Raw genomic sequence first — 23,358 nt, forward strand, 5'->3', positions numbered from 1 at the left:
ATGCGGGCCTAGGTAGAAACCATGTCCGATACCAAACGCACCAAGTTGCTCGTCCTCGGGTCCGGCCCCGCCGGCTGGACCGCCGCCATCTATGCCGCTCGCGCAGGGCTCGAGCCCATTGTCGTCGAGGGGATCCAGCCTGGTGGGCAGCTGACCACCACTACCGATGTCGAGAATTACCCCGGATTTCGTGACGTCATCCAGGGTCCCTGGCTGATGGAGGAAATGAAGCAGCAGGCGGTCAACGTCGGGACCGAGGCGGTGTGGGACCATATCACCGAGGTCGACGTCTCGAAGCGTCCCATCGTCCTCAAGGGCGACAGCGGGACTATCTACGAGACCGACGCGCTTGTCATCGCTACGGGCGCGCAGGCCAAGTGGCTGGGGCTGCCGAGCGAGGAACATGCCAAGGGCAAGGGTGCGAGCGCCTGCGCGACCTGCGACGGCTTTTTCTATCGCGGCAAGAAGGTCGCGGTCATCGGCGGCGGCAATACCGCGGTCGAGGAAGCGCTCTATCTCACCAATCATTCCGACGATGTCACGTTGATCCACCGCCGCGACGAACTGCGCGCGGAGAAGATCCTTCAGGACCGCTTGTTCGCCAGCGAGAAGATCACGGTCCTGTGGGACCATCAGGTCGAGGAATTCGTTCTGAACGGCGAACCGCAGGCGCTCGTGGGCCTCGACGTCAAATCGACCAAGACGGGCGAGGTCACGCGGCTCGATTGCGAAGGTGCCTTCGTCGCCATCGGCCATGCCCCCGCGACCGAATTATTCACCGAACAGCTGAAGATCGACGATGACGGCTATCTGTGGGTCGAACCCGGCACCAGCCGCACCAGTATCGAAGGTGTGTTCGCCTGCGGCGACGTGATGGACAAGCATTACCGCCAGGCGGTCACCGCCGCGGGCACGGGCTGCATGGCTGCGCTCGATGCGGAGCGGTATCTGGCGGAGATGGCGTTCGCGCAGAAAGCGGCGGCGGAGTAATGATCCGCAGCGGTATTCTTACCGCTGCCCTCACATTATCGAACGCCGCTTGTTCGAATGCCTCGCCATCGACGCCGGGTACCGTTACCCCAGCGCCAGCCGCTCCGCGAAGGCGATGAGGCGGCCGTAGGTGAGGAAATCTTCAGCTTCGACGTCGTCGTCCTCGATCAAAACACCGAGCCGCTCTTCGAGCGCCGTCAGGAACTGGGCGACGGCCATGCTGTCGAATTCGGGCAGGGTGCCGAACAACTCGCTGTTCTCCTCGAATGCAGCGACTCGTTCGGAGTCGAGGCCGACGACTTCGACGAGCAATCGGTCGACGTTGCGGTCGACGAGGTCGCGATCGGTTTCGCTGGGCGTGGCATCGGGTCGGGCCGTCATGGCGCGATGCCCTAGGCAAAGCGTGGCGCGCGCGCAAGCTTGCCGCTAGGGCTTTGGGCATGGACGTGGCGCCGCTCGATCACCTGACGACCTTCGGCAAACCCGATGCGCCTGCGCTGACGGTGGGCGGCGTCACGCTCGATTATGCCGCGCTCGAGACGACAGTCGGTCGAATCGCGCGCTGGTTGCTCGAACAGGGGTTTGCGTCGGGTGAGCGGGTCGCGACGTGGGATGGCAAGGGGCTGACGACCTGCCTGATGCCGCTGGCGGCGGCGCGGGCGGGGCTGGTGCACGTGCCGATCAATCCTGCGCTCAAGGCCGCGCAGATACAGCAGATTATCGACGATTGCGATGCGACCGTCATCTCGACGCGGGCACCCGTCGATGACGCACGGTGGTTGACGCTCGACCCCGCGACCTTGGACGGAGAGCCGATGCCGCCGTCGGACCACGCCATCGATGCGCTGGCCGCGCTGCTCTATACGTCGGGATCAACCGGCAACCCCAAAGGCGTGATGCTGACTCACGCCAACCTGATGCTCGGCGCGGAAGCGGTCGCGGACTATACCGCCATCACGCCCGAAACACGGACGCTTGCCGTCCTGCCGTTGGCCTTCGACTACGGGCAGAACCAGTTGCTGGCCACTTGGCGCGGGGGTGGGCATGTCACCGCGATCGATTATCTCCTGCCGAACGACGTACGGAAGGCGGTGTCCCGCCACGCGATCACCTATCTGGCCGCCCTGCCGCCGCTATGGCACCAGTTAATGCGGCTCGACTGGTCGGCCGGCGAAGGGAAGAGCGTGACCACGATCACCAATACGGGCGGGGCTATGACGGGGCCCCTGCTGGCGCAGCTTCGCGACGCTTTCCCCAATGCCGACGCGCACCTGATGTACGGCCTCACCGAAGCGTTCCGTGCCGCCAGCCTGCCACCCCAACTGGCCGATACGCATCCGACCAGCGTCGGCACCGCGATCCCTCATTGCGAACTGATGGTCGTGCGGGAAGACGGCGCGGCATGCGATCCGGGCGAGGAGGGCGAGTTGGTGCAGGCAGGGCCGCTGGTGGCGAAGGGCTATTGGAACGCGCCGGACAAGACCGCCGAGAAATTCCGTCCCGCGCCGCGGCACAGCCGCTTCGGGGGGATCGCGGTATGGTCGGGCGATCGGTTCGTTCGTGATGGCGACGGCCTGCTCCACTTTCGGGCGCGCGCCGACCGGATGATCAAGATCTCCGGAAACCGCGTCAGTCCCGACGAGATCGTGCAGGTGGCGATGAAGGCCGAAGGGATCGAGGAGGCCGCGGTCACGACGATACCCGACGAGAGCCTCGGCGCTGCGATCGTGCTGCACGTGGTGGGGACGAACGATGAAGAGGCGATCCGCCGCGCGTTTCGCGCCGCGCCGAGCTGGTTCGCTCCGCAGCGGATCGTCCGACACGACCAGCTCCCGCGTAACCCCAACGGAAAGATCGATCATCAGGCGCTGGAACGGCTCGCCCGATGAAATCAATGGGCCCCATTCCCGATAGCTTTGTGCCCGCGTCAAATGGCGCGCTTTGCATCGCCGATCATCCGGTGGCCTATTGGGCCGAGAAGGCCGGGCGTTCGCCCTTCTTTCTCTACGACGCCGATCGGATCGCCGCGAAGGTTTCCGCGTTCCGCGCCGCCATGCCCGAACGAATTCGCCTGCATTATGCGGTCAAGGCCAATCCCTTCGGGCCGTTGCTGAACGCAATCGCGCCCCGGGTCGATGGCTTCGACCTCGCATCGCGCGGCGAGATCGAGCGGGTCGAACCGTTCGCACTGCCCAAATCGATCGCCGGACCCGCAAAGACGGCGGCCGACCATGAAGCGGCACTTCGCGCGGGCGTCACGATCCATGTCGAGAGCGAGGGCGAAGCGCGGCGGCTGTGCGGGGTTGCCAGCCGCGTCGGGGTGCGTCCCCGTGTCGCGGTCCGGGTCAATCCGCCTTTCCTGCTCAAGGGCGCGGGCATGAAGATGGGCGGGCTCGCCAGCGCGTTCGGGATCGAAGCGGGTGATGCTGCCGCGCTCGCGACGTGGCTGGTCGAAGCGGACTGCGACTTTCGCGGCTATCACATTTATGCCGGGTCGCAGAGCCTGTCCGCGCAGGCGATCGTGGAAGCGCAGTCCGCGACCTTCAAGCTGATCGATCGGCTGGTCAGCGAAAACGGCATCGTTCCGGCCGAAGTCAATCTGGGGGGAGGGTTCGGAATTCCTTATTATGCCGGCGAGATCCCCTTGGACCTCGCCTCGATCGGAACGGGATTGAGCGAGCTTCTCGACAGATATTCTGAATATGCGCAGACCGATTTCATCATCGAACTCGGGCGATGGCTGGTCGGTGACTCCGGGATCTATTGCACCCGTGTCGTCGATCTGAAGGAGAGCGGTGGGCAGACGTTCGCCGCGACCGACGGCGGGCTCCAGCACATGCTCGCCGCGACGGGCAACTTTGGGCAGTTCCTGCGTCGAAATTACCCGATCGCGAACGCCACGCGCTTCGTCGAGGCGGCGGACACGCCGATAAACGTGGTGGGGCGGCTGTGCACGCCCCTCGATCTGCTTGGCGATCAGGTGCCGTTGCCCGCCTCGACGCAAGTCGGCGACATCATCGCGATCTTCTGCGCCGGGGCATATGGTCTTTCCGCCAGCCCACAGGGCTTTCTGTCGCAGCCCGAGGCTGCCGAACTGCTCGCTCAATCCTCAGGATAGCGGGCGCGCACGAAATAGAGCCCGTCGGGAGGCGCGTTGAGACCCAGCCGCTGCCGGTCCTTGGCCTCGAGCGCGTCGCGAACATCGTCGGGCGTCCATTGACCCCGCCCCACAAGAGAGAGCGTGCCGACCATCGAACGGACTTGGTGATGGAGAAAGCTGCGCGCGGAAACGTCGAAACGCACTTCATCGCCTTCGCGTGACACGTCGAGCCGGTCCAGCGTCTTGACCGGGCTGCCGGATTGGCAGTGCGCCGATCGGTATGTCGTGAAGTCATGACGGCCGACGAGATGCGCAGCGCCCGCCGCCATCGCATCGACATCGAGCGGCTGAGCCACGTGCCAGACGTGATTGCGGAGAATCGTCGGCGGTCCACGGCGATTGAGGATGCGATAGAGGTAATCGCGGCCCTCGCAGCTGAAGCGGGCGTGGAAATCGTCTTCCGTCGGTTCGGCACGAAGGATCGCCACCGGGTCGGGGCGCAGATGGGCGTTGAGGCCTTCGCGCAAACGTCGTCCCTCGATTTGCTTGTCGAGATCGACGTGTGCCGTCATCGCCAGCCCGTGAACGCCCGCATCGGTGCGTCCCGCGCAGTGCAGCCGTGCCTGCTCGCCGGTCATTGCGGTGATCGCTTCCTCGATCGCCTGCTGCACCGAAGGTGCGCCGTCCTGTCGCTGCCAGCCCGAAAAGGGCGTGCCGTCATACTCGACCGTCAGTCGCCACCGGGTCACGCGAGACGCATCCCGGGGGGCAGGGGGTGGCCGCGCAGCAGTTCCTCGACGGTTTGCACGCCGCGTCCCGCACGCTGCGCCTTCTCGATGCGCACGGCATCGGTTCCGCAGGCGATCGTCATCCGGTCGTCAAGAAGGGTGCCGGGTTCGGCCGACCCTTCCGCCAACACTGCTTCGAGAAGTTTGAGCCGCTCCCCGTCCGCCTCTGTCCAGGCGCCGGGCCAAGGGGCGAGACCCTGAATGTGCCGCTGGACCTGCGCGGCCGGTCGCGACCAGTCGATGCGGGCTTCGGACTTGTCGATCTTGGCAGCGTAGGTGGCATCGTCATCGGACTGTGCGGCGGATACATAGGCGGCAGGTGTGCGGAGCCATTTCACCACCATCTCAGCGCCCATTTCTGCAAGCTCTTCCGTGAGTTGTGCAGCGTTCTTCGCGCCGATTGGCGTTTCATGCTTCGCCAGCATCGGTCCGGTGTCGAGGCCCGCTTCCATCTGCATCAGCGTAACGCCCGTCGCCTCGTCTCCCGCCATGATGGCGCGGTGGACGGGCGCTGCGCCGCGCCAGCGGGGGAGCAGCGACGCATGGACGTTCACGCAGCCGAGGCGCGGGGCGTCGAGAATGGCCTGGGGGAGGATGAGGCCGTAGGCGGCGACGATCGCGACATCGGCATCAAGCGCCGCAAACTCTTCCTGCGCTGAAGATTTCTTAAGGCTGACCGGGGAACGGACCGGGAGACCGAGAGCGCGGGCGCGCCGCTCGATCGGGGTCGGTTGATCCTTCTTGCCGCGGCCGGCGGGGCGGGGCGGCTGGCAATAGACGGCGACGACCTCGTGCCCCGCCTCGACGATGGCGTCGAGCGTCGGCACGGCGAAATCGGGGCTTCCCATCATGATCACACGCATAGCCGCAGCCTATGGCGCAAATGGGCGGTCATTCCTATGTGTTTCCCGATGGCTTCTCCCGAACTCGATGCGTTGACGCAGGCGCTCAGCCGGCTTCCCGGCCTGGGGCCGCGGTCGGCACGGCGGGCGGTGCTGCACCTCGTCAAGAAGCGCGAGAGCAGTCTGGAGCCTCTGCTGAAGGCGTTGTCCGACGTGGCGGAGACGCTGACGACCTGTTCGACGTGCGGCAACGTCGACACCAGCGATCCGTGCGCGATCTGTCGCGATCCGCGGCGCGACGACAGCGCCATCTGCGTGGTGGAGGAGGTCGCCGACCTGTGGGCGCTCGACCGGTCGAAGCTGTTTTCGGGAAGATTTCACGTCCTGGGCGGGCGGTTGAGCGCCTTGGACGGCGTGCGGCCGGAGGATCTGGCCATCGACAGCCTGGTCGAACGGGTATCGGGCGGCGGGGTCGACGAGGTCGTGCTGGCGATGAACGCGACGCTGGAGGGGCAGACGACCGCGCATTACCTTGCGGAGCGACTGGAGAATTTTCCCGTCCGGCTCACGCAGCTCGCGCACGGTCTCCCGGTCGGCGGCGAACTGGACTATCTGGACGAGGGAACGCTGGCGCAGGCGCTGCGCGCGCGGCGCCCCGTTTCTTGAACCGCGAGCGATCCGCGACTAGATAGCGCGCATGGCCATATTGAAGATCTACGAAACGCCCGACGACAACGAGATGCTGCGGCAGATTTCCAAGCCCGTCGAAGAGGTTACCGACGAGCACCGGACTCTGATCGCGGACATGTTCGAGACGATGTACGACGCACCCGGCATCGGGCTGGCGGCGGTGCAGGTCGGCGAGCCGGTGCGCATTCTCGTCATCGACCTCCAGGAGCCCGAGGAAGAGGGCGGCGAGCCGGTGCGCGATCCGAAGGTCTTCATCAATCCCGAGATCCTCGAGACCAGCGAAACCGACATTCCCTACACCGAAGGGTGTCTGTCGATTCCCGAACAATATGCCGACGTCATGCGGCCCGATCGGATCAAGGCGAAGTGGCTGGACGCGGACGGCAAGGAGCATGTCGAGGAGATCGACGGGCTGCTGGCGGTGTGCCTGCAGCACGAGATGGATCACCTCGAAGGGGTGCTGTTCATCGACCATCTGTCGAAGCTGAAGCGCGACATGGTGCTGAAGAAGCTTGCCAAGATGCGCAAGCAGGGACGCGTCGCCGCCTAGGCACGCGCCCCGCTCGGGAAGGGATCAGGCGCTGATCGTCTGGGCGGCCTTGCGGCAATCCTCGGCGGTTTCGCGGCAGATCTGGGCGCACAGCTTGCAGTGCGGATTGTCATGGCCTTCGCATTCCTTGGCGCAGGCATCGCAGACGCGCGCGCACAGCTCGAGCATGTCCTTCAGGACCGCTTCGTTGGTGCCCGAACGACGGGCGCCGAGGCGCGCGGTCGCCTCGCAGACGTCGCTGCAGTCCGAACAGGAACGCACGCACTGCGACATGTCCATGTCTTCGGCGAGGCAGGCGTCTGCGCAGCTCAGACACATCTTCGCGCAATACATGGCGTGATGGACGGCGTCGCCGAGCGGTTCGTTGTTATGGCCCTGAACGTCGGGGTGCAGCGAAATCATCTTGCGAATAGACATATGCTCTCCTCTTTAGCGAACGAGCGCGGGGGCGGGCGGAAGGTTCCGCTTGAGGCTTGGAAGGCGGCACGCTAGGTTCGCGTTTCGTTCCGTTTTGGGGGAAGGTTCGTGGACCCGCTCGTCATCGCCATCGTCATCATCGTCGCGCTGCTCGCCGCAGGCGTCGGGTGGCTGCTCGGAAAGCAGGGCTCGGGGAAAGCCGAGGCGACCGTTGAGAACTTGCGCATGCAACTCGACGCGGTGGCGGAGGAACGGCGCGTCGCGACCGAAGACCGCAAGGCGATGCAGGCCGAACTTGATACGCTACGAACCGAGAAAGCGACGTTCGACGCGCGGCTCGCCGATTTCGAGCGGCAGAAGGGCGAGTTGCAGAATGCTTTCCGCGAGACGAGCGACAAGACGCTGGAACGGCTGTCGAAAGAGTTTCTCGACAAGGCGAACAACCGCTTCTCCGAGGCCGACAAGGAAAGCCAGACCAAGCTCAACGCGCTTGTCGACCCGATCCAGAAACTGCTCAAGGAGCAGCAGGAGAAGATCGATCGGGTCGAGAAGGACCGGGTCGGCGCCTATGCCGAGCTGAAATCGCTGACGACCGAGCTGCGGCAGGGGCAGGGCGAGGTCCGCGACGAGGCGCGCAACCTGGTCATGGCGCTGCGCGCGCAGCCCAAGACGCGCGGGCGCTGGGGCGAGAAGACGCTGGAAAACGTGCTGGAGCAGGCGGGGTTGAGCCAACACGCCGATTTCGCCACCGAAGTGTCGGTGGACGGGGAGGACGGCCGGCTGCGCCCCGACGTGGTCGTCAACCTGCCGGGCGGGCGCAAGCTGGTGATCGACGCGAAATGTTCGCTCAATGCCTATCTCGACGCTTTCGAGGCGACCGAGGACGAGGTCCGCGACCGGCACCTGGACGCGCATGTCGGTTCGATCCGCAACCATGCACAGCAGTTGGGCTCGAAGAGCTATTGGGCGCAGTTCGAGGATGCGGCGGACTATGTCGTGATGTTCATCCCGGGCGAGCATTTCCTGACCGCCGCGCTGGAGCGGGACCAGGGGCTGTGGGACTGGGCGTTCGATCGCAAGGTGTTGCTGGCGACGCCGACCAACCTCGTCGCGATCGCGCGGACGGTGGCGAGCGTGTGGCGGCAGGAGAAACTGGCGAGCGAGGCGGGGCAGATCGCCGCGCTAGGCAAGGAATTGCACGCACGGATCGCCACGATGGCCGATCACGTCGCGAAGATGGGCAATCACCTCGGGCGTGCGAACGACAGCTACAACAGGATGGTCGGAAGCCTGGAAAGCCAGGTGCTGACACAGGCGCGGCGGTTCGAAGAGCTGGGCGCGGGAAGCGTGAAGGACATTCCGGACGCCGGCCAGATCGAGACCAACCCGCGATCGCTCACGAAGCTGTCGGGGTCGATCGACCCCGACGAGCGCAATTAGCCCTTAGTAGCGATTGCCGGTCGGCGGGACGATGCTGGGCTGGCCGCAACCGCGGAAGGTCTGACCGCCCAGTTGCACCATCACCTGGTGCGGATAGGTCTGGCCACCGGCGCCGATGGTGCACGAGCCGTACATGATCGTGACCAGCATGTCCTCGCCCCGATAAATGTCGCCGCTCTCGCGGTTGGGGGTGAAGTCGAGGAGGTTGTCGGTGGCGGCGAAACCCTGGTCCGTGGTGAGCTGCATGCGGTTCTGGTCGATGGTCATCGTCCAGTTCGCGCCGCGCGCGCCGTAGCGGAAGTCGGTATTGGGCCCCGCCTGGACGGGCTGGCCGTAATAATCGTCGTCGTAGTCGCTGTAGCCGCGCTGCTGTTGCGTCGCGCAGGCGGCGAGAGGGAGGGCGAGGACAGCGAGAAGGGCAAGACGGGTCATGGACAAGGTCTCCTTGGAGGATGATCAGCCGGCGCGGCGGGCTTCGATCGTGCCGCGGTCGTTGGACAGGGTGAGGGTGTCGCCGTTCTGCCGCACACGCATCGGTACGGACAGGATGTTGGAGGCGCGCGTTTCGGCGGCGATATCGGGGCAGGCCATGCGCGTGGAGGCGATGCGATCGACGCTCAGCCGCTCGCCCTGCTGTCGGTAGGGGGCGTTGAGATTGTTGCAGCCGAAACGCGCCTGCATCCGGTCGGGAAGGAAATTGAGGTAGAAGCCCTCGTCGGGGACCGGTCGACCGTTGAGGCGGGTGACTCGCCAGTTGGTCCGCGCAAGGCTGCCCTGCGCGCCGTAGCCATCATTGCCGTAGCGGTCGTACTGGCCCCGACCGCTGCCGTAGCGATCGTCGCGATAGCGGTCGTATCCCGGTGCCGCGCCGCTTTCCCAACCCTGCTGGAAGAAGCGGGCGGGAGCACCGCAGCCCCGCCATTCGCGGCCGTCGACGCGGACCTGCACCTGGTCGGGATAGATGCGATCGCTCATCCCGTCGGAACAACGCTGGCGGATGATGTTCACCTCGATCCGGTCACCGCGGTAATAGTCGCGGTCGTAGCTTGCCTGAACGCGCGGCGTGTTTTCGGTGACCGAACGCGCCCCGGCCGCCTCGAAGCGCATCGAGCGCGGATTGATGTCGAGGCTCCAGAATGGTTCGGTGCCGACCGCGCGATAGGGGTCCATGACCTGCGACCCGTCGCCGTAGCGATCGTAGCCGTCGTTTCCATAGCGCTCGCCGCTGCCGTAATCGTCGGGATACGGCCCGCCCGGATACTGGCCCGTGGGGGGCGGCGTGGGGGGATAGCCGTACGGATCGCCATAGTCGTCGTAGGGCTGGGTACAGGCGGCGACGGTCGCCGCGGCGGCGAGGAGGACACAATACTTCATGGACCCGAAACGAGCGCCGGGGTTCAGCGGTTCCGCCAGCCCGATCGGACCTGGTAGGCGGTGACCGCCGCAGCGATCGCCGCATTGAGGCTGTCGGCGCGCCCGTGCATCGGAATCCGGACGAGGAGGTCGCACGCGGCCTCATATTCCTCAGGCAGTCCCTGCGCCTCGTTGCCGACCAACAGGAAGCAGGGCGCGGTGTAGGGCGCGTCGCGATAGTCGTGATCGGTCTGGAGACTGGTGCCGACGAGCTGGCCGTCGCCGCTGCGCAGCCAGTGGAGGAAGTCGCCCCAGTCGGCCTGCGCCAGTTTCTGGGTGAAGAGGGCGCCCATCGAGGCGCGGACGGTTTCGACGGCAAAGGGATCGGCACTGTCGTCGAGCAGGATCAACCCGCCCGCGCCGACCGCATCGCCGGTGCGCAGGATGGTGCCGATATTGCCGGGATCGCGCAGGCTCTGTCCGACGAACCAGATGTCGCTGGTGGTGCGGTCGATCGCCGACAGCGCGGTGTCGGGCTGTTCGTAGGCAGCGACGAGCGCCTGCGGGTTGGACTTGCCGCTCATCTTGGTCAGGATGTCGGGGGTGGTGAGAATGGTATCGCCACCCGCCGCCTCGACCTGCCCGATGATCTCCTGTGCCAGCGGGTGGCTCGCGCCGGCCTCGGCAAAGGCGAGGATGCTGGGCAGCCGCCCTTCGTCGCGGGCCTCGGTGACGATGCGCAGACCTTCGGCGAGAAAGAGGCGTTCGGCGCGACGCGCCTTTTTGTCGCGCAGGGAGCGCAGGAGCTTGACGGTCGTATTGGAGAAGGACGTGATCTCGCGCGGCATGGCCCCGGCTCAGTCTTCGTAGAAGCGGTCTTTGACGAGCCCCGAAAGCCTGTCGAGCGCGGCTTGTTCGTCATCGCCCTCGACGTGGATCGTGATGCAGTCGCCCATTGCCGCGCCCAGCATCATCAGGCCCATGATCGAACGGCCGGTCACGCGGTTGCCGTCCTTTTCGACCTCGACCGTCACGCCGTCGCCGATCTCATGGACGAGGTTGACGAACTTGGCGCTGGCGCGGGCGTGAAGGCCGCGGCGGTTGGCGATCCTGAGTTTGCGGTGGACGGGCATGATTTCTACGCGGCTGCCTCGCCCAGCACTTCGCTGGCGACGGAGATGTATTTCTGCCCCGCCTCGCGCGCGGCGGCGACGGCATCGTGGACGCCCATCGTCTTGCGCGCGCTCGACAGTCGGATGAGCATCGGCAGGTTGATCCCCGCGATGACTTCGACGCACTCGGTCTCGCCCATCAGGCTGATCGCGAGGTTCGACGGCGTGCCGCCGAAAAGGTCGGTCAGGATGATGACGCCCTTGCCCTGATCGACGCGGGCGATGGCGTCGGCGATGTCGGAGCGGCGGGCTTCAATGTCGTCGTGGGGACCGATGCACAGACCCTCGATGGCCTCCTGCGGACCCACCACGTGTTCCATCGCCGCAATGAACTCGGGCGCCAGACGCCCGTGAGTCACCAGAACCAGTCCGATCATGAAAGTACCGCTCAATCCTTCGTTTCTGCCGTGTCGGGCGGTTCGCGCCGCGGGCCACGTTTCTCGAGCCGGTCGTCGGGCCGCGCCGTAAGGTCGCGGTGCCGGATCGAGACGTCGTGCCCCATCGCACCAAGCCGTCCTGCCATATCTTCCGCCGCGGCGACGGATCGATGTCGCCCCCCGGTGCAGCCGAAGGCAATCGTCAGATAGTTTTTGCCCGCGTCCCAATAGCGCGGAATGAGGCTTTTCAACAATGTTTCAATTTGATCCATCGTCTCGCCATAGGCGGGGTCGGCGGAAACGTGGGTTTTCACGGGCTCGTCACGCCCCGTCAACGGCCGCAACTCGGGATCCCAGTGCGGATTGTCGAGAAAGCGCATGTCGAACGTCAGGTCGGCGGTACGCGCGACTCCACGGGCGAATCCGAAACTGGCGACCGTGATGACGGGCCGTTCGGTGCCGTGGCGATAGCGTTTCTGCAATTCTTCGCGCAGTTCGACCGGCTTCATCGAGGTCGTGTCGATCAGCGCGTCGGCCTGTTGCCGGACGGGCTTGAGGAGCCGTCGTTCGAGCCACACCCCGTCCTCGGGCGGGCGGTCGGTGGCGAGCGGATGGCGGCGCCGCGTCTCGTCGAAGCGGCGCACCAGCTCGGACGACGAGCAGTCGAGAAACAGCAGCTGGCAGTCGATGTCGTCGAGCGCATCGAGCCTTTCCGAGAGGGCTTCGGGGGAAAAGCCCCGGCTGCGGATATCGACGCCGATGGCGCGCGGCATCTGGTCGGTTTCGTCGGCGCGGGCGAAGTCTCCGATGAGCGCGAGAGGGAGGTTGTCGACGATCTCCCAGCCCCAGTCCTCGAGCGTGTCGAGCACGGTCGACTTGCCTGCCCCGGACATGCCGGTGACGATCAGCAGATCGGGAATGGTATCGGGCGAGGTCATTCGCGCTCCAGCCTTTCCAGCGCCCATTCGACGATGACGGGAGCCGAAGGACTGCGGGCATCGACGCGAAGGAGGGGAAGGTCAACCCCGGCGACGGTCTCGACGGCGTCGTCGGGCGGCAGGCGGTCGATCTCCTCCCCCAGCCGGACGAGGAGGGCGACGGGAGCGGAGGCGAGGTGGGGCAGCGTGACGATGCCGAGGCCGCGCACCTCGATGCGCCCCGCGATCGTTGCGGGCGGGGTGGCGACCAGTGCGGCATCCTCTTGGTCGAGGAGCGTCCGGTCGTCGGACACCAACGACCAGCCCCGGTCGATGAGGCGAAGCGCCAGGTCGGACTTGCCCACACCGGAAGCGCCCGTCAGGAGCACGGCCCGACCCCGCAGCGCGACGCAGGTGGCGTGGACGTTCTCGCTCATTCCTCGAGCCAGGCGGGGAGGAGGATCGAGAAGCAGGCGCCTTCGGCCCCGTCGGGCCGGTCGCACAGGACGATCTCGCCCTCATGCCCCTCGACGATGGCGCGCGCGATGGCGAGGCCGAGGCCCGAATGGCGTCCGAACTCGCTGGTGTCGGGGCGGTGCGAATGAAAGCGGTGGAAGACGGCATCGCGCTCTTCGGGGGGAACGCCGGGCCCCTGGTCGGTGACGATCAGCCGCACCGCATGGGGTTCGCGTTCGAGGATGACGTCAACATGGCCACGGGCGGGGGAGAAGCTGACCGCATTGTCGATGAGATTGTCGATGGCGCGCGCCAGCCGGTTGGGTTCGCCCGCGACGAGAAAGGGGCCGCGCCCGCGTGTTTCGATCGCGAGGCGCGCGTCCCCCAGCTCGCGCCGTTCGCGCCATGACTCAACGAGTGTGGCGGCGAGGCGGTTGAGCGAGACCTTCTCCATGGTGGTGCGGGTCAGTTCGGCATCGGTGCGTGCGGCCTCTGCGATGTCGCTGATGAGGCGGTCGAGACGGATGACGTCCTGGCGCACGACGTCGAGGAGCCGGTCGCGGACGCGGGGATCGTCGATCTTCTCGAGGCTGTCGACCGCGCTACGGAGCGAGGCGAGGGGGTTCTTCAGCTCGTGGCTGACGTCGGCGGCGAAGGCTTCGGTCATGTCGATGCGCTGCTGGAGCGCGCGGCTCATGTCGCTGACGGCGCGGGCGAGGGCGCCGACCTCGTCGTAGCGATTGGGGAGGCGGGGGACCTTCACCTCGCGCGCGCGACCGAGGCGCACGCGCTGCGCGGCCAGACCGATCCGGCGCAGCGGGCGCGCGATGGTGCGGGCCAGAAAGAGCGACAGGAGGATGCCGAGCAGCAGCGATCCGACCAGCAGGATCGCGACCGAACCGCGCTCGCGCCGTACGGTCTCGGTATAGTCGCGGTCGTTGAGGGTCGCGAGCAGGGTGCTGCCGTCGCCGAGCGGGGCGGCGGCGGAGAAGACGGGGGTCAGGTCGGGGGCCTCGCGAACGCGGGTCCAGACGCGGTCGGTCGAGCGGACGCGCGTGATCTCGGGCCACGCGCCGGCGCGGTCGACCGCGGGCTCGGCAAAATCCTCGATATCGGGGGCGCCGACGAGGAAGTTGAACCCGCCGTCGATGGCGCGCGCGGCCTTTTGCGTCCAGGGCTGGGTCGCCGGATCCTCGAGCGTGTAGGTGACGGGGCCGGACTGCCAGCTGTCGACCGAGCGTTCGCCGTCGGGAGCGTAGATACGCAGCCGCGCGCCTTCGGCCCGTCCCATGGCCGCCAGCAGGCCGGGGCGGTCCTCGTCGTCGACCTGCATCACCGCCTGTGCTGCCGCCATCGCGTCCTTTGCAAGCCGGTCGACGCGCTCGTCGCGCAGCTGGTTGCGATAGGTATCGAGCCAGACGATCCCCAGCGCGAAGATCAGGACCGGCAGGATGTTCACGGCCAGGATGCGATGGACGAGGGTCCAGTACTTCCAGAAGGCGGGTGCCTCGACCTCGCGCACGGGGGCGTCGGGGAGCGGGTCGACGGGGCGCTCCGCGTTCATTCCTCGCCGTACCGGTAGCCCACGCCGTAGAGGGTTTCGATGCCGTCGAAGCTCTCGTCGGCGGCGCGGAACTTGCGGCGGATACGCTTGATATGACTGTCGATGGTGCGGTCGTCGACGAACACGTCGTCGTGATAGGCGGCGTCGAGCAGCTGGTTGCGCGATTTGACGACGCCGGGGCGCTGGGCGAGGCTTTCGAGAATGAGGAATTCGGTGACGGTCAGCGTGACCGGGCGACCGTCCCAGGCGACCTTGTGCCGCGCGGGATCCATCTCGAGCCGGCCGCGCACGATCGGCTCGGCTTCCGCGCCCACCTCCGCCTCGCCGTTGCCGTTGCCGACCGCCAGATCCTGTCGCCGGAGGATGGCGTGAATGCGCGCGATCAGGAGGCGCTGCGAGAAGGGCTTGGTGATATAGTCGTCCGCGCCCTGGGCCAGCCCCTCCGCCTCGTCCAGTTCGTCGTCCTTCGAGGTGAGGAAGATGACCGGCATGGAGCCGACGGGCGGGTCGGCGGCGCGGACGTGGCGCAGCAGTTCGAGCCCGTCCATCTGCGGCATCTTGATGTCGAACACCCCAAGGTCTGGCGGATTGTCGGCAAATGCCCGCAGCGCGCTGGGGCCGTCGGTATAGACGCGCGTGACGAACCCTTCCGCCTGTAAAGCGACCTGCACGGAGGTCAGGATATTGCGGTCGTCGTCGACGAGGGCGATCGTCTTGGCCATCGACCACAGGCTTGGCCGCACGATGCCGGAAATACAAGTCGTTCGCCGTGTCTATCCTGGGTTAGACACTTTGTGAGCGTTCACAGCTTTGACGGGTGGAACCGCCATTGTCTATCGGTCGCTGCATACGTATGCGGTGCCCGTTCGCCGTGCCCGATCATCGCTTGAAGGAATTTCGTTCGTGACCGACCGTACACCCACCAAGGGCCTCGACCATGTGGGACTGAAAACCGACGCCAAGATCCACTGGAACCTGACCAGTGCGCCGCTGGTCGAGACCGCGGTCCAGCGCGGCGAGGGCAAGCTGGCGAAGAACGGCCCGCTGGTCGTCGAGACGGGCGAGCACACCGGGCGCAGCGCCAAGGACAAGTTCATCGTCCGCGACGCGGTCAGCGAGGGCGAGGTGCATTTCGGCAAGGTCAACGCCGAGATGAGCGAGGCGCATTTCGACGCGCTCTACGAAGACTTCAAGAAGCATCTGGAAACCAAGGACGAATTGTTCGTCGCGGATCTTTACGGCGGGTCGCAGCCCGAGCATCGGGTGCGGGTCCGCGTGGTCAACGAATATGCGTGGCACAACCTGTTCATCCGCACGATGCTGGTCCGGCCCGAGGCATCGGACCTGCCGGGTTTCGATCCCGAATATGTCATCATCGACCTGCCGAGTTTCCGCGCCGATCCCGAGCGTCACGGCACGCGCAGCGAAACGGTCATCGCGGTCAGCCTCAAGCACAAGCTGATCCTCATCGGCGGGACGGAATATGGCGGAGAGATGAAGAAGAGCGTCTTCGGCCTGCTCAATTTCATCCTGCCCGAGAAGAACATCATGCCGATGCACTGTTCGGCCAATATCGGCCCCGACGGCGATACGGCAGTGTTCTTCGGCCTGTCCGGGACCGGCAAGACGACGCTTTCGGCGGACCCGTCGCGTACGCTCATCGGCGACGACGAGCATGGCTGGTCGGACGAGGCCGTCTTCAACTTCGAGGGCGGTTGCTACGCCAAGATGATCCGCCTGTCGGAAGAGGCCGAGCCCGAAATCTTCGCGACCACCAAGAAGTTCGGCACGATCCTCGAGAATGTCGTGATGGACCCGGAGACCCGCGAACTGGATCTCGACGATCCCAGCCTCGCGGAGAACAGCCGCGGCGCCTATCCGATCGACTATATCCCCAACACTAGCGACAACAATCTGGGGCCGCCGCCCAAGAACATCATCATGCTGACCGCCGATGCGTTCGGTGTGCTGCCCCCGATCGCCAAGCTGACGCCCGATCAGGCGATGTACCACTTCCTGTCAGGTTATACCGCCAAGGTCGCCGGCACCGAGATCGGCGTGACCGAACCCGAAGCGACCTTTTCGACCTGTTTCGGTGCGCCGTTCATGCCGCGCCATCCCAGCGTCTATGGCAATCTTCTGAAGAAGCGGATCGCCGAGGGCCAGGTCGATTGCTGGCTGGTCAACACGGGGTGGACCGGCGGCAAGTATGGCGTCGGCAGCCGGATGCCGATCAAGGCCACGCGAGCGTTGCTCAACGCCGCGCTCGACGGCAGCCTGAAGGACGCGGAGTTCCGCATGGATCCCAATTTCGGGTTCAAGGTTCCCGTCGCGGTCCCGGGGGTCGACGGTTCGATCCTCGACCCGCGCGAGACGTGGGCCGACAAGCAGGCCTATGACGCGCAGGCCGCCAAGCTGGTCGACCTGTTCAACGAGAATTTTTCCCAGTTTGCCGAGCATGTCGACGCGGGTGTCCGCGAGGCAGGTCCGGTGAAAGCGACGGTGTAGTTCACCGACTGCCCCGTCAGGAGAGAGAAAGGCCCGGAACCCCTGATGGGGAGCCGGGCCTTTCGTTTTCGGCCTGGAATGGCGCGGGAAGTCAGGCGGCCGCCTTCACCTCGCGCACGGTCAGGTCGAAGGTCAGATCCTCGCCCGCCAGCGGGTGGTTGCCGTCGGCCTTCACCGTTTCATCGCCGACATCGACGATGACGAGATTGACGGGCTGACCCTGCGGTCCCTGCGCCTGCAGTCCCATGCCGGGCTGCGGGTCCATCTCGGCGGGCAGGCTCTGGCGCGGAATATCGACGATCAGTTCGGGACGGCGTTCGCCAAAGCCCTTGTCGCGCGGGAGGTCCACGCTGGTCTGTTCGCCTTTGCTCATGCCGGAGAGCGCTTCCTCGATCGGCGGGAAGATTTCGCCGCCGCCGAGCGTGATCGTCTGCGCGCCGGTTTCCTCGGTGTTCGCGACGACGGTGCCGTCGTCCTTCTTGACCACGAAGTCGATGGTCACGGTGTCGCCTTGTTTGGCTGAAGTCATAAAAAGCCTCTGATTTTTGAGAATTATCGCTCTGATCGGAGGCGAAAACGCGTTTTCCGCCACAGGAGCATTGCCCATATTGTCGCAAGCGAGCGGCGCGGCGTCAAATGGAGCGGCGAAAGGGCAGTTCGCCGAGTGCTTACACTTAATCCCGGTCGGCGGTCAGGACGAGCTTTCCGTTTTTCAGGACGGCCCTGACAGAACGGATGCTGGCAATGTCCGCGAGGGGGTCGGATTCGAGGATGATCAGATCGGCTTGTTTGCCGACATCGATGGTGCCGTGGGTCGCGTCGATGCCGATGCTTGTCGCCGCATTGCGGGTCGCGGCCACGATCGCGTCCATCGGAGACAGGCCGCAGGCGACGAGGAGTTCGAGTTCGCGATGGACGCTGGCACCGCCCGCGGTGTCGGTCCCGGCGCTGATGGTGACGCCGGCGCGGTGCGCCGCCCCGGTCGCAGCGCAGCCCCAATCGCGCATGGCATCCCAGTCGATCTCCGACAAGTTGCTGCCCTGCGCATTGCTGGCGGCGAACCGTTCCGATCCGGCCAGTGTCGGCTCGTAGATGGTCCCCCGCTCGACCATTTGTTCGTAGAACGCCGACATGACGGGGGCGTCGGGCGCGACGGCGGAAAAGTCGCGCTCGGCCATCCAGGTGCGAACGCCGGTATGATAGTCGCCGGGAAGGCCGTCCTGTGTTTCGGGAAAAAGCATGCCGTTGTGGACGATCGTGTCGACACCGGCGGCCACGGCATCGCCGGGCTTGCTCGGAAAGATCGTGGCGTGACTCCACACTTTCAGTCCCTGACGATGGGCTTCCGCGACGATCGCGCGGGCCAGCGGGGGGTCGATCTCGGAGTAGAGCTTGATGCCGACCGCGCCGCTGGCCCTGGCGTCGGTGACGGCCTGGACGAGATCGGTGTCGGCGGTGACCATCTTGTGCCACGGTGCCTCGCCCGGAGGAAAACCGCTACCCGCGACCTGAATACGTCGATCCTGGAGGAAGAGCGGGCCGAAGAAGGTAGCGGAAGAATGGAGATCGGGAGCGAGGAGCGCGCCCTTGGCGACGCGTTCGCGGATATCGGCGGCGATCCGGACGTCGCCACCCATGTCGCGAAGCGTGGTGACGCCGCTTTCCAGTAATCGGGTCAGCTGTGCGTCGCGATCTCGCCACGGCGTGACGTGGACATGGCCATCGATCAGCCCGGGGAGGACGAAGGTTCCCGCGGCGTCGACGATGCGGTCGTCGGAGCGGGGGGAAAGCTCGTTGCTGGGCGCGATGGCGGTAATCACGCCCCTTTCGATCAGGATCGAATGGTTCGTGAGCGGGGCGTCGCCGGTTCCGTCGATGACGGTCGCGTCGCGAATGACCAGCCGCGACGGGTCGGTCGGTATGGAGTCGGAGAACAGAAACGCAATTGCCAGCAGCCAGTCCATCTGGTTTCTCCTTCCAAGCCGATCGATCCGATCGACCGTCTGTCTACCCCCGAATCCTCGCGATATACTGCCCGACATTCGCCGCGAGCACGTCCATCGGGACGTTCCCGCCGAGGACGACCGCGTCGTCGAACGCCTTTAGCCGGTAGGCCTCGCCGAGCGCCGCCTGCGCTCGGTCGCGTTCGCGGTTGATGGCGATGTGGCCGACTTCGTAGCTCGTCGCCTGGCCGGGCCAGCTGCAATAGCGGTCGATCTCGGGCGCGACCTCGGCGATGGCGTTGCCGTTGGTTTCGTGGAACCACTGGACCGCCTGCTCGCGGCCCCAGCCTTTGGCGTGGAGGCCGGTATCGACGACGAGGCGGCAGCCGCGAAAGGCGATCGACTGGAGATAGCCCAGTTTGAAGACACGGTCCCCTTCGTAGACGCCGAGTTCGTCGGCGAGCTGTTCGGCGTAGAGTGCCCAGCCTTCGGAATAGGCGCCGAAGGAGAGCAAGGTGCGGATGAGCGGGAGGCGGTTGGCATATTCGCCCTGCCAGACGTGACCCGGGATGGCTTCGTGATGGAGCAGGCTGGGAAGGCCGAAACGCGGATGGATCGCGGTATCGAGGAGGTTGATCCAGAACTTTCCGGGGACGGTGCCGTCGATCGACCCCGCGCCGCCGTAGGCGCCGGGCGCGCCGGGCTCTTCCTCGGGCGGAAGGCGGCGGATCTCGACGTTGCCGGGGACGAGCGTGTCGAACGCGTTGGGCAATTCTGCACGAATGACCTCGAGGCGATCGTCTAGGAAACCGAGGAGCTGCTGCCGACCGGCGTCGGTGTTGGGGAACAGATAGTCGGGGTCCTCGCCCAGCGCCTTCATGCGGTCGCCGACGCTACCCGAGGTGTAGCCGATGCCGTTCAGGATCTCGTCCATCTCGGCATAGATCTCGCGCAGCCGCTGGTGACCGAGTTCGTGGATCTCGTCGGGGGTAAGGGTGGTGGTGGTGGAGGCCTTGAGCGCCCAGCGATAGAAATCGGGACCGTCGGGACGCGTGCCCATGCCGGGCTGCGACGAGGCCATGGGGCGTTGCCGCTCCATTTCCGCGATCTGGCGTGCCATCGCAGCGGCCAGCGGGCCCTGCGCGATTTCGCGGGCGCGAACGCCCCAGTCGCGGGCGATGTCGGTCGTGCGGCCCGTCAGCGAAGTGACGAGCGATCCGTCGGCGGCCCGCATATTGGCGTGCGCTGCGCGCATCTGCGGGAGCGCCTTGTCGATCAGGAAGTCGGGGGGGACGAGGCCATAGTCCGCGGCCGAACGCATGCGGGCCGTTTCCCCGTCGAGCTGGTCGGCCATCGAGGACAGGCGGGCGAGATAGGCTTCCGCATCGCCCGCGTCGTTCACGGGATGCTCGCTGTCGAGGAAGCGGGGAATGTCGAGATAGGCGCCGACGTTCTGGATGACGACGTAGGGCGTGTTGCGCCAGCCACCGACGGGGACGTCGCCGTACGGAAGGGCCATGCCGTCCAGTGCGGTGCCGTAGGCCGAGCGGATGACGCGCATCGAGGTCGCCTGGTCGTAGGGCAGCGTGTCGAGGTCGAAGCGATCGACGAGCGCAAGATCGCGGCGAAGCGTGGTGGCGATGGCGGCCTGGCCCACGGCGCTGCGGTCGGCCAGCATCGAACGGAGCGCGGCGTTGGCACCCGTGTCGATGCCGAGCGTGGTGGCTTCCTCGGGCTTGTGGGCGAGCAGACGCTGGCCAATGCCTTCGAGCGCGGCGGCGGCATCGCCGGGCGCGGCGCGGGTCGAGGCCAGCGGGGCGGCGCAGCCGGACAAGGCGGCGGTCGTGACGGCGCCGCTGGCGAGCAGCATCTGGCGACGGGAAAGAGCGGGCATCGGGACTATCCTTCGATCTGGGGGCGGGGGCGGCCGACCCTGAGGCACGTGCCTTCGACCGCGCGGATTTCGAGCCGGTCGCCGGTCTTCACGTCGCTGGGCCCGCGGGCGCTCCATTCACTGTCGCCCAGTTTCACCCGTCCTTCGCCATGATCGAAGTCGCGCACCGCGACGACGCTGCGGCCGATGACGCGCAGCGACAGGTCGTTCATCATCCCGTCGCTCTCGTCGATGGCGGGGCGGGCGTACATACGCTTGCCGATCAGGACCGCGACGGTGGTGTAGAGCGCCATCAGGACCAGGCTTTCGGTTACGCCGAGGTCGAAGGCCCAGACGAAGGCGCCGGTCGCGACGGCGGCGGCGCCGACGAACACCAGGAAGACCCCCGGCAGTAGCAGTTCGAGCGCGACGAGCAGGAAGCCCGCGACGATCCACCAGCCGCCTGGAGGAAGCGCGTCCATCAGCTATCGTCGCCCGAACGGGGGATCCCGCTGCCGAGCTGGGGCGAGTCGTTGGTCGAGCGGCGCACCTGCGGCTGCGTCGGGGGAGAGCGTTTGTCGCTGTCGTCGCCCAGGATATCCTTGGACAGTTCGGCGATTCCGCCGAGCGAACCGATCAGATTGGTCGCTTCCACCGGGAAGAGGATCGTCTTCGCATTGGGCGAGGTGGCGAACTTGCCGATCGCGTCGACATATTTCTGCGCGATGAAGTAGTTGATCGCCTGCCGGTCGCCGCCGGCGATGGCGTTGGAGACCGCCTCGGTCGCGGTCGCCTCTGCCTCCGCAAGGCGGACGCGGGCTTCGGCTTCCGCATAGGCGCTTTCGCGTTCGCCCTCGGCCTCGAGGATCTGGCTCTGCTTCTGACCTTCGGCGCGCAGGATGTTGCTGGCCCGCTCGCCCTCCGCCTCGAGGATGGCGGCTCGTTTCTCGCGCTCGGCCTTCATCTGACGGGTCATGGCGTTGATGATGTCGCTGGGCGGACGGATGTCCTTGATCTCCACACGGGTGATCTTCACGCCCCACGCCTCGGTCGCCTGATCGACGACCGAGAGCAGCCGCGCGTTGATCTCGTCGCGCTTGGACAGGGTTTCATCGAGGTCCATCGAACCCATCACCGTCCGCAGGTTGGTGGTCGCCAGTGCGAGCAGTGCCGAATAGAGGTCGCTAACCTCGTAGGCGGCCTTCGAGGCGTCGAGCACCTGGAAGAAGACGACGCCGTCGACCGAGACCATGGCGTTGTCCTTGGTGATGATTTCCTGCCCGGGAATGTCGATCACCTGCTCCATCATGTTGATCTTGTGGCCGACGCGGTAGAAGACCGGCGGCACGAAGTTGAAGCCCGGCAGCGCGGTTCGGGTGAAGCGCCCGAAATGTTCGATGGTGTAGCGATAGCCCTGTCGCACGATCTTGATCGCCATGGCGAAGTAGACGAGGACGACGAAGACGATGGCGCCGACGATATATTCCATGACGATTTCCCCCGGGAAAGAATGGTGTCGGCACATGATGCAGGAGCGGCCTTGATGACGCAAAGAAAATTCGCCCGACGCGCGGCGCTGTTCGACCGGCCCGCGGTGCTGTTCTGCCCCGCGAACCGGGCCAGCGCGATCGACAAGGCGAAAGCGTCGGGTGCGGACATGGTTATCCTCGACCTCGAGGATGCCGTGCCGATGGAGGACAAGCCCGGCGCGCGCGATGCGGCGATCGCGGCGGTGAAGGCTGATTGGCCGATGCCGGTGGGCATCCGCGTCAACGGCCTGGGCCATGGCTGCCATAGCGCCGACCTGGCGGCGGCGAGTTCTTCGGAAGCGGATTTCGTCGTCCTGCCGCTGGTCGCCGACGGCGAGGCGGTGGGATCGGTCGCGGCCAAGTGCGATCAGCCGGTGGCGGCGATGATCGAGACCGCGCTCGGGGTTACCAATATCGGCGAGATCGCCGATGCGGCCGCGATGCTGATCGTCGGAACGAACGACCTGGCCGCCGACCTGCGGTTGCCCGCGGGCGTGGGCCGCGAGGGGATGATGTACGCGCTCGAGCGGACGGTCATGGCGGCGCGGGCGCGGGGCATCGCCGCCTATGACGGGGTGCACAACCGGATCGACGATGCCGAGGGGCTGGAGGAGGCGACGCGGCACGGCTACCGGCTCGGTTTCGACGGGAAGACCGTCATACACCCCTCGCACATCGCGCCGGTGCAGGCCGTGTTCGCGCCGAGCGAGGCCGACGTGGAACGGGCCCGAGCCATCCTGGCCCATGCCGAGGACCGCGGCGGCGCGATCAATTTCGAGGGCGAGATGGTCGAGGCGATGCACGTCGCCTCGGCGAAACGGGTGCTGGAGCGCGCCGGAGTTTCCTAAC

The 23,358-nt window shown here is 66.1% G+C and carries 26 protein-coding genes; 8 read left to right on the forward strand and 18 right to left on the reverse strand.

The features are described from left to right. Positions 1-21 precede the first annotated feature (21 nt). The gene (gene trxB, locus WJT74_RS03725) at positions 22-990 is read left to right on the forward strand and encodes a thioredoxin-disulfide reductase (RefSeq protein ID WP_343347027.1); all 969 of its coding nucleotides are present in this window, start codon (positions 22-24) and stop codon (positions 988-990) included. Between the two features lie 84 nt (positions 991-1,074). Here trxB and WJT74_RS03730 read toward each other — a convergent pair whose 3' ends face one another. Further along, on the reverse strand, positions 1,075-1,371 hold the full coding sequence (locus WJT74_RS03730) for an acyl carrier protein (protein WP_343347030.1): 297 nt from the start codon (positions 1,369-1,371) through the stop codon (positions 1,075-1,077). Between the two features lie 59 nt (positions 1,372-1,430). On the opposite strand from WJT74_RS03730, the gene WJT74_RS03735 reads away from it, so the two are divergent. Then, a complete protein-coding gene (locus WJT74_RS03735) occupies positions 1,431-2,879 on the forward strand; it encodes an AMP-binding protein (protein WP_343347031.1) in 1,449 nt (482 codons plus the stop codon). Beyond that, entirely contained in the window at positions 2,876-4,108 is a 1,233-nt protein-coding gene (locus tag WJT74_RS03740) for a pyridoxal-dependent decarboxylase, exosortase A system-associated (RefSeq protein WP_343347033.1), read from the forward strand. Before WJT74_RS03735 ends, WJT74_RS03740 begins: the two co-directional genes overlap by 4 nt. Here WJT74_RS03740 and truA read toward each other — a convergent pair. Together truA and fmt are read right to left on the reverse strand one after the other, a co-directional pair. Next, on the reverse strand, positions 4,093-4,839 hold the full coding sequence (truA, locus tag WJT74_RS03745; protein ID WP_343347035.1) for a tRNA pseudouridine(38-40) synthase TruA: 747 nt from the start codon (positions 4,837-4,839) through the stop codon (positions 4,093-4,095). The two genes, WJT74_RS03740 and truA, sit on opposite strands and share 16 nt — an antisense overlap. After that, positions 4,836-5,741, reverse strand: a complete 906-nt coding sequence (fmt, locus tag WJT74_RS03750; RefSeq protein WP_343347037.1) for a methionyl-tRNA formyltransferase — start codon at positions 5,739-5,741, stop codon at positions 4,836-4,838. Before fmt ends, truA begins: the two co-directional genes overlap by 4 nt. Positions 5,742-5,789: 48 nt before the next feature. Here fmt and recR point away from each other — a divergent pair, with 48 nt between their 5' ends. Next, a complete protein-coding gene (recR, locus tag WJT74_RS03755) occupies positions 5,790-6,386 on the forward strand; it encodes a recombination mediator RecR (RefSeq protein ID WP_343347039.1) in 597 nt (198 codons plus the stop codon). A gap of 31 nt (positions 6,387-6,417) precedes the next feature. Then, positions 6,418-6,960 carry a peptide deformylase gene (def, locus tag WJT74_RS03760; RefSeq protein ID WP_343347041.1) on the forward strand — a complete coding sequence of 181 codons (543 nt, stop codon included), beginning with the start codon at positions 6,418-6,420 and terminating at the stop codon, positions 6,958-6,960. 24 nt (positions 6,961-6,984) lie between these two features. Here def and WJT74_RS03765 read toward each other — a convergent pair whose 3' ends face one another. After that, complete coding sequence (locus WJT74_RS03765) at positions 6,985-7,377, reverse strand: four-helix bundle copper-binding protein (RefSeq protein ID WP_343347043.1); 393 nt, start codon at positions 7,375-7,377, stop codon at positions 6,985-6,987. Positions 7,378-7,485: 108 nt separating this feature from the next. Here WJT74_RS03765 and rmuC point away from each other — a divergent pair, with 108 nt between their 5' ends. Next, entirely contained in the window at positions 7,486-8,817 is a 1,332-nt protein-coding gene (rmuC, locus tag WJT74_RS03770) for a DNA recombination protein RmuC (RefSeq protein ID WP_343347045.1), read from the forward strand. A gap of 3 nt (positions 8,818-8,820) precedes the next feature. On the opposite strand, the gene WJT74_RS03775 is transcribed toward rmuC, so the two are convergent. The 9 genes from WJT74_RS03775 to WJT74_RS03815 are packed head-to-tail and all read right to left on the reverse strand — an operon-like array spanning position 8,821 to position 15,378. Next, positions 8,821-9,249 carry a hypothetical protein gene (locus WJT74_RS03775; RefSeq protein WP_343347047.1) on the reverse strand — a complete coding sequence of 143 codons (429 nt, stop codon included), beginning with the start codon at positions 9,247-9,249 and terminating at the stop codon, positions 8,821-8,823. A gap of 24 nt (positions 9,250-9,273) precedes the next feature. Further along, entirely contained in the window at positions 9,274-10,191 is a 918-nt protein-coding gene (locus tag WJT74_RS03780; protein WP_343347049.1) for an META domain-containing protein, read from the reverse strand. Between the two features lie 23 nt (positions 10,192-10,214). Beyond that, on the reverse strand, positions 10,215-11,018 hold the full coding sequence (locus WJT74_RS03785; protein ID WP_343347051.1) for a TrmH family RNA methyltransferase: 804 nt from the start codon (positions 11,016-11,018) through the stop codon (positions 10,215-10,217). 9 nt (positions 11,019-11,027) lie between these two features. After that, a complete protein-coding gene (locus WJT74_RS03790; RefSeq protein WP_343348083.1) occupies positions 11,028-11,306 on the reverse strand; it encodes an HPr family phosphocarrier protein in 279 nt (92 codons plus the stop codon). Positions 11,307-11,308: 2 nt separating this feature from the next. After that, a complete protein-coding gene (locus WJT74_RS03795) occupies positions 11,309-11,719 on the reverse strand; it encodes a PTS sugar transporter subunit IIA (RefSeq protein WP_343348085.1) in 411 nt (136 codons plus the stop codon). An 11-nt stretch (positions 11,720-11,730) separates the two neighbouring features. Continuing rightward, a complete protein-coding gene (rapZ, locus tag WJT74_RS03800) occupies positions 11,731-12,657 on the reverse strand; it encodes an RNase adapter RapZ (protein WP_343347053.1) in 927 nt (308 codons plus the stop codon). Beyond that, positions 12,654-13,073, reverse strand: a complete 420-nt coding sequence (locus WJT74_RS03805) for an HPr kinase/phosphorylase (protein ID WP_343347055.1) — start codon at positions 13,071-13,073, stop codon at positions 12,654-12,656. The genes rapZ and WJT74_RS03805 overlap by 4 nt, the downstream gene beginning before the upstream one ends. After that, positions 13,070-14,656, reverse strand: a complete 1,587-nt coding sequence (locus WJT74_RS03810) for a sensor histidine kinase (protein ID WP_343347057.1) — start codon at positions 14,654-14,656, stop codon at positions 13,070-13,072. The genes WJT74_RS03805 and WJT74_RS03810 overlap by 4 nt, the downstream gene beginning before the upstream one ends. Continuing rightward, positions 14,653-15,378 (reverse strand): response regulator transcription factor, encoded by a 726-nt coding sequence (locus WJT74_RS03815; RefSeq protein WP_343347058.1) that lies wholly within the window; start codon positions 15,376-15,378, stop codon positions 14,653-14,655. The genes WJT74_RS03810 and WJT74_RS03815 overlap by 4 nt, the downstream gene beginning before the upstream one ends. Positions 15,379-15,559: 181 nt before the next feature. Between WJT74_RS03815 and WJT74_RS03820 the strand changes: the two genes are divergently transcribed. Continuing rightward, positions 15,560-17,164 carry a phosphoenolpyruvate carboxykinase gene (locus WJT74_RS03820; protein ID WP_343347060.1) on the forward strand — a complete coding sequence of 535 codons (1,605 nt, stop codon included), beginning with the start codon at positions 15,560-15,562 and terminating at the stop codon, positions 17,162-17,164. 91 nt (positions 17,165-17,255) lie between these two features. Here the strand turns inward: WJT74_RS03820 and WJT74_RS03825 are convergent, their stop codons facing one another. The 5 genes from WJT74_RS03825 to WJT74_RS03845 all read right to left on the reverse strand — a co-directional run bounded on the left by WJT74_RS03825 (position 17,256) and on the right by WJT74_RS03845 (position 22,469). Further along, the gene (locus WJT74_RS03825; protein WP_343347062.1) at positions 17,256-17,693 is read right to left on the reverse strand and encodes an FKBP-type peptidyl-prolyl cis-trans isomerase; all 438 of its coding nucleotides are present in this window, start codon (positions 17,691-17,693) and stop codon (positions 17,256-17,258) included. 145 nt (positions 17,694-17,838) lie between these two features. Continuing rightward, positions 17,839-19,128, reverse strand: a complete 1,290-nt coding sequence (locus tag WJT74_RS03830) for an amidohydrolase family protein (RefSeq protein ID WP_343347064.1) — start codon at positions 19,126-19,128, stop codon at positions 17,839-17,841. Between the two features lie 43 nt (positions 19,129-19,171). Continuing rightward, positions 19,172-21,001, reverse strand: a complete 1,830-nt coding sequence (locus WJT74_RS03835) for a DUF885 domain-containing protein (protein WP_343347067.1) — start codon at positions 20,999-21,001, stop codon at positions 19,172-19,174. Between the two features lie 5 nt (positions 21,002-21,006). Next, a complete protein-coding gene (locus tag WJT74_RS03840) occupies positions 21,007-21,462 on the reverse strand; it encodes an NfeD family protein (RefSeq protein ID WP_343347069.1) in 456 nt (151 codons plus the stop codon). Then, positions 21,462-22,469 (reverse strand): SPFH domain-containing protein, encoded by a 1,008-nt coding sequence (locus WJT74_RS03845; RefSeq protein ID WP_343347070.1) that lies wholly within the window; start codon positions 22,467-22,469, stop codon positions 21,462-21,464. Before WJT74_RS03845 ends, WJT74_RS03840 begins: the two co-directional genes overlap by 1 nt. 54 nt (positions 22,470-22,523) lie before the next feature. Between WJT74_RS03845 and WJT74_RS03850 the strand changes: the two genes are divergently transcribed. Beyond that, on the forward strand, positions 22,524-23,357 hold the full coding sequence (locus WJT74_RS03850) for an HpcH/HpaI aldolase/citrate lyase family protein (protein ID WP_343347072.1): 834 nt from the start codon (positions 22,524-22,526) through the stop codon (positions 23,355-23,357). Position 23,358: the final 1 nt, after the last annotated feature.

The sequence above is a fragment of the Sphingomicrobium sp. XHP0239 genome (assembly GCF_039555325.1).
Classification (GTDB): Bacteria; Pseudomonadota; Alphaproteobacteria; order Sphingomonadales; family Sphingomonadaceae; genus Sphingomicrobium; species Sphingomicrobium maritimum.

Excerpts from the sequence above, each read along its gene's own strand:
- trxB (WP_343347027.1), top strand. The coding sequence starts at position 22 with ATGTCCGATACCAAACGCACCAAGTTGCTCGTCCTCGGGTCCGGCCCC.
- WJT74_RS03730 (WP_343347030.1), bottom strand. The coding sequence starts at position 1,371 with ATGACGGCCCGACCCGATGCCACGCCCAGCGAAACCGATCGCGACCTC.
- WJT74_RS03735 (WP_343347031.1), top strand. The coding sequence starts at position 1,431 with ATGGACGTGGCGCCGCTCGATCACCTGACGACCTTCGGCAAACCCGAT.
- WJT74_RS03740 (WP_343347033.1), top strand. The coding sequence starts at position 2,876 with ATGAAATCAATGGGCCCCATTCCCGATAGCTTTGTGCCCGCGTCAAAT.
- fmt (WP_343347037.1), bottom strand. The coding sequence starts at position 5,741 with ATGCGTGTGATCATGATGGGAAGCCCCGATTTCGCCGTGCCGACGCTC.
- recR (WP_343347039.1), top strand. The coding sequence starts at position 5,790 with ATGGCTTCTCCCGAACTCGATGCGTTGACGCAGGCGCTCAGCCGGCTT.
- def (WP_343347041.1), top strand. The coding sequence starts at position 6,418 with ATGGCCATATTGAAGATCTACGAAACGCCCGACGACAACGAGATGCTG.
- WJT74_RS03765 (WP_343347043.1), bottom strand. The coding sequence starts at position 7,377 with ATGTCTATTCGCAAGATGATTTCGCTGCACCCCGACGTTCAGGGCCAT.
- WJT74_RS03775 (WP_343347047.1), bottom strand. The coding sequence starts at position 9,249 with ATGACCCGTCTTGCCCTTCTCGCTGTCCTCGCCCTCCCTCTCGCCGCC.
- WJT74_RS03780 (WP_343347049.1), bottom strand. The coding sequence starts at position 10,191 with ATGAAGTATTGTGTCCTCCTCGCCGCCGCGGCGACCGTCGCCGCCTGT.
- WJT74_RS03785 (WP_343347051.1), bottom strand. The coding sequence starts at position 11,018 with ATGCCGCGCGAGATCACGTCCTTCTCCAATACGACCGTCAAGCTCCTG.
- WJT74_RS03795 (WP_343348085.1), bottom strand. The coding sequence starts at position 11,719 with ATGATCGGACTGGTTCTGGTGACTCACGGGCGTCTGGCGCCCGAGTTC.
- rapZ (WP_343347053.1), bottom strand. The coding sequence starts at position 12,657 with ATGACCTCGCCCGATACCATTCCCGATCTGCTGATCGTCACCGGCATG.
- WJT74_RS03805 (WP_343347055.1), bottom strand. The coding sequence starts at position 13,073 with ATGAGCGAGAACGTCCACGCCACCTGCGTCGCGCTGCGGGGTCGGGCC.
- WJT74_RS03810 (WP_343347057.1), bottom strand. The coding sequence starts at position 14,656 with ATGAACGCGGAGCGCCCCGTCGACCCGCTCCCCGACGCCCCCGTGCGC.
- WJT74_RS03815 (WP_343347058.1), bottom strand. The coding sequence starts at position 15,378 with ATGGCCAAGACGATCGCCCTCGTCGACGACGACCGCAATATCCTGACC.
- WJT74_RS03825 (WP_343347062.1), bottom strand. The coding sequence starts at position 17,693 with ATGACTTCAGCCAAACAAGGCGACACCGTGACCATCGACTTCGTGGTC.
- WJT74_RS03830 (WP_343347064.1), bottom strand. The coding sequence starts at position 19,128 with ATGGACTGGCTGCTGGCAATTGCGTTTCTGTTCTCCGACTCCATACCG.
- WJT74_RS03835 (WP_343347067.1), bottom strand. The coding sequence starts at position 21,001 with ATGCCCGCTCTTTCCCGTCGCCAGATGCTGCTCGCCAGCGGCGCCGTC.
- WJT74_RS03840 (WP_343347069.1), bottom strand. The coding sequence starts at position 21,462 with ATGGACGCGCTTCCTCCAGGCGGCTGGTGGATCGTCGCGGGCTTCCTG.
- WJT74_RS03845 (WP_343347070.1), bottom strand. The coding sequence starts at position 22,469 with ATGGAATATATCGTCGGCGCCATCGTCTTCGTCGTCCTCGTCTACTTC.
- WJT74_RS03850 (WP_343347072.1), top strand. The coding sequence starts at position 22,524 with ATGACGCAAAGAAAATTCGCCCGACGCGCGGCGCTGTTCGACCGGCCC.